This window comes from Blastococcus sp. TF02-09 (genome assembly GCF_003319105.1).
GTDB lineage: Bacteria > Actinomycetota > Actinomycetes > Mycobacteriales > Geodermatophilaceae > Blastococcus.
Map to the genome: position 1 here is coordinate 177,413 of NZ_QOHH01000005.1, position 11,824 is coordinate 189,236.

An 11,824-nucleotide genomic window follows, 5' to 3' on the forward strand; every position below is an offset into this window, starting at 1 on the left:
GCGCTAGCACGGTGGCGCACCGGTCACCGTCTCTCCCGTGTCGACACGCCGCCCGCTCGTCACACCAGTCACACGACTGATCAGCGACACGCCGCGCGCCTCCCTCGAATGGGGTGGCCGTCTGCATAACCTCGCCCTCGCGAGTGACTCATGTGACGGGTGGTGTTCGAAGTGGGATCAGGCGTGCTCCTGGCAGCTCTGGTCGTCCTCTGGTTCGTCGTGCTGGTCCCCATGGTGGTGACCCGCGGCGACGCGCAGGACGACCGGACGGTGCGTGCCGACTCGGGTCGGACGCTGCAGCGCCGCCGTGCGACGGGCCCCGTCGCGCACGCGGAGACCGAGCGGGTGTCCATCGACCGCGAGGCGCTGTTCACCAGCGGTGAGCTGAAGGTCGACGTGCACGCGCTGCGCCGCCGCACCCTGGGTGGCCTGGTCGCGCTCGCCGTCGTCGCGCTGGTCGGCGCCCTGGCGTACAGCCCCTGGCTGTGGATCGCCCAGCTGGTCCTCGACCTCGCCGTCGTCGGGTACGTGCTCGTGCTGCGCAAGGTGGCCCGTCGCGAGCGGCTCGCCGCCCGCCGGGCAGCCCGGGCCGCGGCTCGCGAGGCGCTGCGCACCGCGTCCCTGCCCGAGCCGCGGCCCGCGCCCGCGCCGGCGCCGCGCCCGGCGCCCGAGGTGCGCGAGACCGTGGCCGCCGAGGCCCTGCCGAGCCTGCCGCTGCCCAGCGTGCCTCTGGCGCCGGTGGCCCAGTTCCGCGGCCGCGTCGTCGCCGCGCGCACCCCGGCCCCGGCCGGCTGGCAGCACAGCGCCGTCGTGGGCCTGGACGACGACGACATCGGGTTCGCCGACATCGACGAGTACCGCCCCCGCAAGGTCGCCAACCTGTAGCGGTCCGCCGTCCCGGCTCGCCGGGTGCCGCCCGGTGGTGGCGTCCGGCGAGCGGCACGGTAAAGTCGTCGGCACTGGGGCTGTGGCGCAGTCCGGTAGCGCACCTCGTTCGCATCGAGGGGGTCAGGGGTTCAACTCCCCTCAGCTCCACCCCAGCAGGACACGAACGCCGTCGGGCCTCCGCCCGGCGGCGTTCGTACGTCCGAGCCCGGCGAACGCGCGGGCCCGGCGTCGCCTGGTCACCCAGAGTGACGACGCTCAGGAAGTCCGGCCGCCTCAGCCCCGATCGGGCAGGGGATGTCCCCTGCGCGATTGTGGTTCGCCGTTACAGACTGCTACCCATCCCGGGTGATGAGGGCAGATGCGGCGCGGCAGCGCACGCGAACGGGTGGCGCGCTGGCGGCCGTGGTGCGGGTCGTCGTCGTGGCGGTCATGGTGGCGGCGGGCCTCGTCGTGGCGCAGGGGACCGCCCAGGCCGCGCCGTCCCTGCCGCCGGGGTTCGCCGTCCGCGACATGCCCAGCGGCCAGAGCGAGCTGCTCACCGACTTCGCCTTCGCCCCGGACGGCAGCTACTTCACGACGGGCAAGAACGGCCGGGTCGCCTGGGTGTCCGCGGACGGCGCGACCGTCCGCACGCTGGCCACCCTGCCCGTGGTCACCAATCAGGATCTCGGGCTCAGCGGCATCGCCGTCGCGCACGACTACAACACCTCCAAGGTCATCTACCTGGCCCGCACGCTGATGGTGAACAACCAGTGGACGATGCGGCTGAGCGCGTTCACGGTCGTGAGCGCGACGACGCCGACGTCGCTGTCCGGGGAACGGGTGGTGTGGGACCTGCCGATCGGGTCCGATGTGCACACCATCACCGGCATCATCGCCGCCCCCGACGGCACCCTCTGGGTGACCATGGGCGACGCCGCCGACTTCCGGTTCGTCGACGCCGCGGCGCTGCGCTCGCTGGACGTCAACACCGGCTACGGGAAGCTGCTGCACGTCCTGCCCGACGGGCGCGGGGTGGCCGGCAATCCCTTCTACGACGCCGCCGCGCCGTCGTCGTGGCGGAGCCGGGTCTACGCCAGCGGCTTCCGCAGCCCCTTCCGGCTGAGCCTGGACCCCGCCACCGGCGCGCCGGTCGTGGGTGACGTCGGCTGGAACACCTGGGAGGAGATCAACCTGGTTCGGCCGGGCGCCAACTACGGCTGGCCCTGCTGGGAGGGCAACACCCAGACCCCGGGGTACCGCGACCTGCCCGGCTGCGCGGGCAAGACCAACACCGCGCCGCTCTACACCTACGTGCACGGCCCGATGGGCACCAGCGTGACCGGGGGCGTCGTCTACACGGGGGCGTCCTACCCCGAGCAGTACCGCGGTGCCTACTTCTTCGGCGACTACGCCTCCCAGCGGGTGTACACGCTGCGCTACGACGCCCAGGGCCGGCTGGTGCGCGCACCGGAGGCCAACGGGTTCGGCGTCGAGAACGGGCTCCCGGTCAAGTTCGGCACGGCCGGCAACGGGGACATCGTCTACGCCGACATCGGCGGCAGCCGGCTCAAGCGGCTCGTCTACGCCGCCGGCAACCGCCCGCCGACGGCGGAGGCGGTCATCACCAGCGACCCGGTCTCGGACCGCACCTTCACCTTCGACGCGAGCCGGTCGACCGATCTCGACGGCGGCGTGCTCACCTACGCGTGGGACTTCGGCGACGGCACCACGGCGACCGGCGTCCGGGTGACGCACACCTACGGCGGCACCGGCACCCAGCCCCTGACCGCACGGCTGACGGTGACCGACTCCCAGGGCGCGAGGGGCACCTCGACGCTGACCGTCGTCCCGGGTAACCGCGTCCCGACGCTCACCCTGGTCGCGCCACCGGCCACCGAGCGGTACGTCGTGGGGGAGCGGGTGCAGCTCTCGGCCACGGCGGTGGACGACGGCGTCCCCCTCCCGGTGACGTGGAGCGTCGTCCTCGTGCACTGCAGCGGCGGCTACTGCCATGACCACCCCGGGCCGTCGTTCACCGGTGACCGCTACGACGTGCCGTTCGAGGACCACGGCGACGACACCCGGCTGCAGATCACCGCGAGCGCCACCGACGAGTTCGGCGTCCGCGCCGAGCAGATCTTCGTGGCCCTGCCCCAGCTGCGCACGCTCACCATCGCGTCGACGCCGCCCAGCGCGGTCACGGTCAACGGCACGCCGCGGGCCACGGCCCAGGTCACGGCGGGCGCCCGCATCTCGGTCAGCGCACCGACGGTGGCCGGGGACGGGGTGGCGACCTTCACGCGCTGGAGCGACGGCCAGCCGCGGGAACGGCAGGTCGTCATGCCCGACTCCGACCTGACGCTGCGGGCCGAGTACACGACGCCGATCGACCTGCGGTACTCCTCCGACGCCGCCCTGCGGGCCCTGCTGGGCGCGCCGGTCGGGGCCGAGCGGGGCGACAGCTCCCTCCGCGCGCGCGACTACGCCGCCGGACGCATCTACTGGACCCCCGCCCACGGCGCCCGGGAGGTCCACGGCTCCATCCTGGCGGCGTTCGACGCCACCGGCGCCGAGCGCGTCTGGGGGGCGCCGCGCACCGACGAGCGGCGCACCCCCGACGGGCGGGGCCGGTTCAACGCGTTCACCTTCGACGAGGCGCACTTCTACTGGACGCCCACCACCGGCGCCCACGTGGTGCACGGCGCGATCCTGCGGCAGTGGCGGACGACGGGCTTCGAACGGGGACCCCACGGCTATCCGCGCACCGACGAGCGGCCGACCCCGAACCAGCGCGGGCGGTACAACTCCTTCGAGAACGGTGGCATCTACTGGGCGCCGGGGCTCGGGGCGCGCAGCGTGCTGGGCGCCATCTACGCGAAGTGGGGGCAGTTCCGCTGGGAGGCGGGCCTCCTCGGCTTCCCGCGGACCAGCGAGCTGCCGACGCCGGACCTCGTCGGGCGGTACAACCACTTCGAGGGCGGCTCGGTGTACTGGAGCCCCCGGACCGGGGCGCACGAGGTGCATGGCCTCATCCGCGACCGCTGGGCCGCGCTCGGCTGGGAGCAGTCCTACCTGGGCTACCCGACCAGTGACGAGTTCGCCATCCCCGGTGGCCGGCGGACCGACTTCGAGCGCGGCTACATCACCTGGACGGCGTCGACCGGGCGGGTGGTCGACCGGCGTTACTGAGCGGGCAGCTCAGCGGGGGGTGCGGAAGTCCGGCGCCCGCTTCTCGACGAACGCCCGCACGCCCTCCCGCCCCTCCGGGTCGGCGGCGGACTCGGCGATGAGCTGCGCCTCGTCGTCCAGCTGCTCCTCGAGGGTGCGGATCGCCGCGGTGCGGACCAGGGCGCGGGTGCGCACCATGGCCCGCACCGGGCCGTCGGCGATCTCGGCGGCGACCGACTCGGCGGTCGCCCGCAGCTCGTCGTCCTCGACCAGGCGGGCGACGAGCCCGGACAGGTGCGCCTCGGCCGCGGTCAGCACCCCGTTGGTCAGCAGCAGGTCCAGCGCCCGTGGGGCGCCCAGGGCCCGGGTCAGCGCCCACGACGTCCCGCCGTCCGGGGAGAACCCGATGGCGCCGTAGGCCGGGCGGATCTTCGTCGTGCGCGCGCAGATCACCAGGTCGCAGGCGCCCATGAGCCCGACCCCGGCCCCGGCCACGGCGCCCTGCACGCCGGCGACCACCGGCACCGGGCAGGCGAGGAGGGCGCGGATGACCTCGTGCCAGTCGTGGGCGAGCCGGCCCACGAACGCGCCGGGGTCGGGCGCCCCGGCGAAGGAGTCGATGTCACCGCCGACGCAGAAGCGCGGCCCGTTGGCCAGCAGCAGGACGACCCGGGCCCGCTCCGGCCGGGCGCGGACGGCGGCGAGCAGGTCGGCGACCAGCGCGGGCGTCAGGGCGTTGCCCGTCTCCGGCCGGTCGAGGGTGATCCGCCAGACGTCGCCGTCGAGATCGGTGAGCACGTGCGGGCGGGGCTGGGCGTCGGTCATCGTGGTCGTCCCTCCGGGTGCCGCTGGTGCGGTCACCGTAGGGCGCCCGGTCAGAACCAGGAGGGGAACCACATCCGCCGCAGCCACTCCGCGGTGCTGAGCGGTTCCCCGGTGAGCACCGGCCAGAAGAAGGCGAAGGTGAGGCCGACGACCGCGACGTAGAGGCAGACGGCGGCCAGGCCGACGGTGCGCCGGGGGCCCGGCCGGGGCGGGCCGAGCACGTCCTGCAGCAGCAACGTCACCGCCAGCACCAGGAAGGGCAGCGCCGGCGCCAGGTAGAAGATGAACATCGTCCGGTCGGTGTTCACCAGCCAGGTCAGCCAGCCGGCGGCCAGTGCCGTGAGGGCGACGCCGGCGGCCGGGTCGCGCCGGGCCAGGCGGCGCCAGACCAGCCACACCATCGCCGGCACGAACAGGAACCACAGGGTCGGCGTCCCGACCATGAGGATGTAGCGGACCACCGGCTCGCCGGCGTCGTCGGTGAGGTCCTGCGGGTTCCACAGCAGGATCGGCCGGCCGTTGACCAGCCACGACCACGGGCCCGACTCCCACGGGTGCGGCGTCGACAGCCCGTTGTGGAAGCGCAGCCACTCCGCGTGCTGGTGCCACAGCGAGCGCAGCGCGTCGGGGACGAACGGGAAGGCGGTGTCGGGGTTCTGCTGGGCCCAGGCCTTGCCCTGGGAGGTCTCGCCGAGGAACCAGCCGGTGAAGCTCGCGAGGTAGGTGAGCACCGGCACCGCGCCCAGCGCCCACACCGCCCCGGGCAAGCCGTACCGCGCGGCGCGGCGGGTGGGCCTTGGCGCACCGGCGTCCCGCCAGGCCGCGCGGTCCCACACCAGCGAGGCGACCGCAAAGAAGGCCAGGAACCAGATGCCACTCCACTTCACCGCGCACGCGCAGCCGAACAGGAACCCCGCCGCGATCCGCCAGCCGCGGGGGCCGAGCCGGAAGCCGTCGGCCGCGCGCTCCCCGGCGGCGTCGATGCGGGCGCGCACGCGGTCCCGGTCGACGACCAGGCAGGCGACCGCCGAGAGGACGAGGGTCTGCAGGAAGACGTCGAGCAGGCCGATCCGCGCCAGGGTGAAGGAGAAGCCGTCCAGGGCGAGCAGCAGCCCGGCGAGCAGCCCGAGGAGCGTCGAGCCGGTCAGCCGCCGGGTCAGCCGGACGAGGACGACGACGGCGATCGTGCCGGCCACCGCGCTCGGGAACCGCCAGCCGAAGGAGTCGTCGCCGAAGATCGCCTGACCGCTCGCGATCAGCCACTTCCCGAGCGGCGGGTGGACGATGAAGGTGTAGCCGCGGTTGTACTCGTAGCCCCAGCGCAGCAGCTCCGCGGCCTCCGGCGGGTAATAGGCCTCGTCGAAGAGCAGGTCCTTCGGATAGCCGATCCCGACCAGGCGGCTGATCAGCGTCAGCACCCCGAGGGCCGCGGTGAGCAGCCAGGACAGCCTCGTGTCGCCGGGCAGCGGCGGTGTGCGGTCGCGGCGCGGGCGGGCGGGCAGCCGGCGGCGGACCGGCGCGGGCGTCCGCGGCGGCGGCTCCCGCTCCTCCCGCTCGGGTGCCAGCACCGCCATGCGGCCAGCGTAGGGGGAGGGGCGGCATGACAGGCTTCGCGACGTGAGCGGGCGGCTGGTACTCGGTGGGGCGCCTCTCGGGCAGCCCGGGGACGTCGGCCCGCGGCTGCGCTCGGTGCTGGAGACCGCCGACGTGCTGGCCGTCGAGGACACCCGCCGGCTGCACCGGCTGGCCTCCGACCTCGGCGTCACCTTCACCGGGCGGGTGGTGACCTTCCACGAGTCGGTGGAGCAGCAGCGGCTCCCGGGGCTGATGAGCGCCCTGGCCGACGGCGCGACCGTGCTGCTGCTCACCGACGCCGGCATGCCCTCGGTCTCCGACCCCGGCTACACGCTGGTGCGGGCCGCGATCGACGCCGGGATCGCCGTCACGTCGGTGCCCGGACCTTCCGCGGTGACGACGGCGCTGGCCGTCTCCGGGCTGCCGGTGGACCGGTTCTGCTTCGAGGGCTTCCTGCCGCGCAAGGCGGGGGAGCGGCGGGCCCGCTTCACGGGGCTGGCCGACGAGCGGCGGACCATGGTCTTCTTCGAGTCACCGCACCGGCTGGCCGACGCGCTGGCCGACGCCGCGGCGGTGCTGGGCGCGGACCGGCCCGCCGCGGTCTGCCGGGAGCTCACCAAGACCTACGAGGAGATCCGCCGGGGGCCGCTGGCCGAGCTCGCGGAGTGGGCCGCCGAGGGCGTGAAGGGCGAGATCACGCTGGTGGTGGGCGGGGCGCCGGAGCGGACGGTGGAGCTCACGCCGGCGGACCTGGCGGCGGAGGTGGCCGCGGAGGAGGCGTCCGGGGCCACCCGCAAGGACGCGATCCGGGCCGTGGTGGAGCGCACCGGCATGCCGCGCCGGGTCGTCTACGACGCCGTCGTCGCCGCCAAGTCCCCCTGACCCCCGGCGGCGATTGCGCCCTTTTCCACGCGTGGACCCCTGGAGAGAGGTGGGGAAGGGCGCAATGGCCGTGACCCTGTGGACGACCTCGGCGGTGGAGGCCGTCGATCCGGCACGGTGCTGCGGTGCCCCGGCCCGCCCGCGTTCCACCACAGCTGGAGGAGAAGCCGTTCCTCGGTTCGTCCGCCGTCGCCGCGGGCCTGCTGTCGCTGCGCCAGCTCGAGGGGGCGACCTGGCGACGGCTGGTGCACGGCGTCTACGTGCATCGCGACGTCCCGGTCACGCATGCCCTCAGGGCCGAGGCGGCGCTGCTCCGGCTGCCTGGCGCGGTGGTCACCGGTCGCAGCGCCGCCGTCCTGTGGGGTGTCGACCTCGCCGGCCCGGACGACGACGTCGAGCTGACCCTGCCTCCCGGTTCCCACATGGTCCGCGTGCTCGGCCTGCACACGCGGCGTGCCGCCCTGCCTGCCACCGACGTCCGGCGTCGTAGCGGGCTGAGGGTCTCGTCCCCGGCGGCCACTGCGCTGCGGCTCGCGAGCGTCCTTCCGCCGGACCACGCCGTCGCCGCCGTCGACCAGCTCATCGCGGCCGGCGTGGTGGACCTGGAGGCGGTGCGGCAGCGGGCGGACGTCGCCTGCGGGCCGGGGTCAGCGCGGGGCCGTCGCGTGGCAGGGCTTGCCGACGGTCTGGCCGAGTCCCCACCTGAGACGAGGGTGCGGTTGCTGATCGGGCGCAGCCGGTTGCCGGTTCCGGTCGCCCAGTTCCGCGTCCTCCACCAGGGCCGGTTCGTGGCTCGCGTGGACTTCGCCTGGCCGGAGCGGAAGGTGGCCCTCGAGTACGACGGGCTGTGGCACGGCGAACCCGGGCAGTTCGCGCGCGACAGACGCCGGCTCAACGCTCTGCGCGAGGCCGGCTGGAGCGTGGTCTTCGTGACCGCGGCCGATCTCCGGGACCCGGCCGCGTTGATCGCACGGATCGCGCGCGCCCTCGGGTGAGTGCGCGCTGGCCCACGTCTCGGAGGTGGTGAGGGGTGGATAAGGGCGCAACGGCCCGCAGGGGTCAGAGCCAGCCGTTGCGCTTGAAGCCGCGGTGCAGCAGGACGCAGGCCAGCGCGATGACCAGCAGCACCGCCGGGTAGCCGTAGCGCCACCCCAGCTCGGGCATGTGCTCGAAGTTCATGCCGTAGATGCCCGCGATCGCGGTGGGGACGGCGATGATGCCGGCCCACGCGGAGATCCGTCGCATGTCCTCGTTGTCGGCCATCTGCGTGCGGGCCAGCGACGCCTGCAGGATCGAGGTGAGCAGCTCGTCCAGCCCGGCCACCTGGTCGCGGACGCGGATGGCGTGGTCGAGCACGTCGCGGAAGTACGAGCGCATCGCCTCCGGGACGACGTCGATCTGCCGCTCGGCCAGCTTCTGCAGCGGCACCTCCAGCGGGGAGACCGCCCGCCGCAGCGACATGAGCTCCCGCTTGAGCTGGTAGAGCCGGCCGACGTCGTCGGTGCGCGACGAGCTGAAGACCGAGGCCTCGAGCTCGTCGACGTCGTCCTCCACGGCGCCGGCGACCTCGACGAAGGTGTCCACCACCAGGTCGGAGACGGCGTAGAGGACGGCGGCCGGCCCGAGGCAGAGCAGGTCGTGCTGCTCCTCCAGCCGGTGCCGCAGGTCGCCCAGCTCGCCGTGGTGCCCGTGCCGCACGGTGATCACGTAGTGCGCACCGAGGAAGACCATCACCTCGCCGGTGTCGACCACCTCGCTGGTCGCGGTGAGCTCCTCGTGCTCCACGTAGGTCGCGGTCTTGAGCACCATGAACAGCGCGTCGTCGTACCGCTCCAGCTTCGGGCGCTGGTGGGCGAAGACGGCGTCCTCCACGGCCAGCGGGTGCAGGTCGTACTGCTCCGCCAGCGCGCCGAGCTCCTCCTCCGTCGGCTCGTACAGCCCCAGCCAGACGAAGCCGCCCTGCTCGCGCGCCACGCGGAGCGCGTCCCCGGGTTCGACCGGTGCCTGACGGCGTCCGTCGACGTAGACGGCGCAGTCGACGACGGCGTCGACCCCCTCGCGGCGGGTCGCGGTGCGCGGTTGCCGGCCGGCGGGCCGGGGCCGGGGGCCGGGGCGCGAGCTCTCCTGCGCAGGGGTGGGCGAGGCGCGGTCCGGCAGCGGCGGGGTCGACGCTGGGGACGACGTGTCGGCGCTGCTCATCGGGGCATCTCCTCGGTTGCGGGCCCCCGAAGCCTAGGCGCGCCCGACCGGGTCGACGTCGAGGAGGAACCGTGGCATCCAACCGTCGGGTGAAGTCGGTGGAGGAGTCGATCCGGGACACCGACGAACCGGATCACCGGCTCAAGAAGAACCTCTCCGCACTCGACCTCACCGTCTTCGGGGTGGGCGTGGTCATCGGCGCCGGAATCTTCGTGGTCACCGGCGTGGTGGCGCAGGACCAGGCCGGCCCGGCGGTCGCGGTCTCGTTCCTCGTCGCGGGCGTGGTCTGCGCGCTGGCCGCGCTCTGCTACGCCGAGTTCGCCTCGACCGTCCCGGTGGCCGGCTCCGCCTACACCTTCTCCTACGCGACGTTCGGCGAGCTGATCGCCTGGATCATCGGCTGGGACCTGGTCCTCGAGTTCTCCATCGGCGCGGCCGCGGTCTCGTCGAGCTGGTCGGGCTACCTCGCGCAGCTGCTGGACGACGTCGGGCTGACCGCGCCGGGCTGGCTGAGCGGCGAGGGGGCGGTCAACGTGCCGGCCATGGTGCTGGCGCTGGCCATGACCGGCGTCCTGGTGGCGGGCATCAAGGTGTCCAGCCGGTTCAACGCCGTGGTGGTGGCGATCAAGGTCGCGGTGGTCCTCGTCGTCGTCGCGGTCGGCGTCTTCTACGTCCAGGCCGACAACTACACGCCGTTCGTCCCGCCGGCGCAGCCCGCCGATCCGGAGGGTTCCGGGCTGCACGCCCCGCTCATCCAGACGCTGTTCGGCGTGCTGCCCAGCACCTACGGCTGGGGCGGGGTCGTCGCCGGCGCCTCGATCGTGTTCTTCGCCTTCATCGGCTTCGACATCGTGGCCACCGCCGCGGAGGAGACCCGCGACCCGAAGCGGGACGTGCCCCGCGGCATCCTCGGCTCGCTGGCGATCTGCACCGTGCTCTACATCGCGGTGTCGCTGGTGGTCGTCGGCATGCAGAACTACCAGGATCTGAACCCCGAGGCGCCGCTGGCCGGGGCGTTCTCCGCCGTGGGCCTGGAGTTCTTCGCCACCCTCATCAGCATCGGCGCGCTGATCGGGCTCACCTCGGTGGTGATGATCCTGATGCTCGGCCAGTCGCGGGTGCTGTTCGCGATGAGCCGCGACCGGCTGCTGCCGCCGTGGCTCGCCGCCGTCCACCCCCGGTACGGGACGCCGTACCGCATCACGATCGCCACCGGGCTGCTGGTGACGGTGCTCGCCGGGCTGGTGCCGCTGGGCGAGCTGGCCGAGCTGGTCAACATCGGCACCCTGGCGGCGTTCCTGCTCGTCTCGATCGGGGTGATCGTGCTGCGGCGCACCCGTCCCGACCTGCCCCGGGCGTTCCGCGTGCCGCTGATGCCGGTCGTCCCGATCCTGTCCGCGCTGGCCTGCCTCTACCTGATGCTCAACCTCCCCGGTGACACCTGGCTGCGGTTCCTCGCGTGGATGGCCCTGGGCTTCGTCGTCTACGCCGTCTACGGCCGCCGCCACAGCCGGCTGTCGCGGGAGGAGCCGGCGCCGGTGGGCTGAGCCTGCTCACCCGACCGGGTGGAACGCGGCCGAGGCGCTACAGCCGGCGCTCGGACGGGACGAGCAGACCGGTGAACAGCACCGCACCGGTCAGGAGATCCCAGTGGCGATCAGCGTCTACGACGTCCGCGACACCTTCGCGCGTCCGCGCCTGGTGCTGCCCGCGCGCCTGACCGCTGCCCTGGGGTCCACCCACCGCGTGCCGGTGCCCGCGCTGGTCGCCGGTCTGGTGGCGATCGTCCAGGCGGTCGGTCTGCTCGCCGTCGCGCTGCACGGGCTCGACACGCTGCTCACCGCCTCCGCGCGCCCGGCCGGCCCGGTGCTCGCGCTCGTCCTCGTGGCCCTCGCCGGATGGATCGTCGCGTCGGCCGCCGGTGGCGCCGCGCTGATCGACGGGTCGAGCCGGCGGCTGCTGGTCCGTGTCGCCGTCGCCGAGCTCGGGCTCGGGGCCGTGGCCGGCGCCCTGCTGGTGGTCACGCCCCTCACCCTGCCCACGGGGTTCCTGCCGGCCGTCGCGGTCCCCGTCGTCAAGCTGCTGCTCGCCGGGTCGCCGTCCGCGGTGGCCTGGGTCGCGGCCGGCCCGCGCCCCTCCGAGCGCCGTCCCGACCCGGCGACGACGTACCGCGTGCTCGCCACGGCGACGCTCGGTCTCATCGGCCTGGCCCTCGGCGCGGTCGCGCTGCTCGGCCCGGTCGACGACCAGGTGCGGACCGGCGAGACCGCCGCCACCACCGTCTACCAGCCCTGACCGCACTGCC

Annotated in this window: 9 protein-coding genes and 1 tRNA gene; 7 read left to right on the top strand and 3 right to left on the bottom strand. The window is 74.0% G+C overall.

What is annotated here, in order from left to right; translation table 11 throughout:
* Positions 1-183 precede the first annotated feature (183 nt).
* The 3 genes from DQ239_RS09755 (at position 184) to DQ239_RS09765 (ending at position 4,059) form a co-directional block, all read left to right on the top strand.
* Positions 184-885 (top strand): hypothetical protein, encoded by a 702-nt coding sequence (locus tag DQ239_RS09755; protein WP_233489015.1) that lies wholly within the window; start codon positions 184-186, stop codon positions 883-885.
* Positions 886-961: 76 nt separating this feature from the next.
* Positions 962-1,035 (top strand) — tRNA-Ala (locus DQ239_RS09760).
* A gap of 201 nt (positions 1,036-1,236) precedes the next feature.
* Complete coding sequence (locus DQ239_RS09765) at positions 1,237-4,059, top strand: PQQ-dependent sugar dehydrogenase (protein WP_113834214.1); 2,823 nt, start codon at positions 1,237-1,239, stop codon at positions 4,057-4,059.
* 9 nt (positions 4,060-4,068) lie between these two features.
* Here DQ239_RS09765 and DQ239_RS09770 read toward each other — a convergent pair whose 3' ends face one another.
* Positions 4,069-4,863, bottom strand: a complete 795-nt coding sequence (locus tag DQ239_RS09770; protein WP_113834215.1) for an enoyl-CoA hydratase-related protein — start codon at positions 4,861-4,863, stop codon at positions 4,069-4,071.
* A gap of 50 nt (positions 4,864-4,913) precedes the next feature.
* Complete coding sequence (locus DQ239_RS09775) at positions 4,914-6,437, bottom strand: phospholipid carrier-dependent glycosyltransferase (protein WP_113834216.1); 1,524 nt, start codon at positions 6,435-6,437, stop codon at positions 4,914-4,916.
* Between the two features lie 43 nt (positions 6,438-6,480).
* Here DQ239_RS09775 and rsmI point away from each other — a divergent pair, with 43 nt between their 5' ends.
* Both rsmI and DQ239_RS09785 read left to right on the top strand, forming a co-directional pair.
* Complete coding sequence (gene rsmI, locus DQ239_RS09780) at positions 6,481-7,320, top strand: 16S rRNA (cytidine(1402)-2'-O)-methyltransferase (RefSeq protein WP_113834217.1); 840 nt, start codon at positions 6,481-6,483, stop codon at positions 7,318-7,320.
* Positions 7,321-7,445: 125 nt separating this feature from the next.
* A complete protein-coding gene (locus tag DQ239_RS09785; protein WP_113834218.1) occupies positions 7,446-8,315 on the top strand; it encodes a hypothetical protein in 870 nt (289 codons plus the stop codon).
* A gap of 64 nt (positions 8,316-8,379) precedes the next feature.
* Here DQ239_RS09785 and corA read toward each other — a convergent pair whose 3' ends face one another.
* Complete coding sequence (gene corA / locus DQ239_RS09790) at positions 8,380-9,519, bottom strand: magnesium/cobalt transporter CorA (protein ID WP_113834219.1); 1,140 nt, start codon at positions 9,517-9,519, stop codon at positions 8,380-8,382.
* Positions 9,520-9,590: 71 nt separating this feature from the next.
* Between corA and DQ239_RS09795 the strand changes: the two genes are divergently transcribed.
* Positions 9,591-11,066, top strand: coding sequence for an amino acid permease (locus tag DQ239_RS09795; protein ID WP_113834220.1), 1,476 nt, complete (start codon positions 9,591-9,593; stop codon positions 11,064-11,066).
* A 103-nt stretch (positions 11,067-11,169) separates the two neighbouring features.
* The gene (locus tag DQ239_RS20335; protein ID WP_113834221.1) at positions 11,170-11,814 is read left to right on the top strand and encodes a hypothetical protein; all 645 of its coding nucleotides are present in this window, start codon (positions 11,170-11,172) and stop codon (positions 11,812-11,814) included.
* The last annotated feature ends 10 nt before the right edge of the window (positions 11,815-11,824 follow it).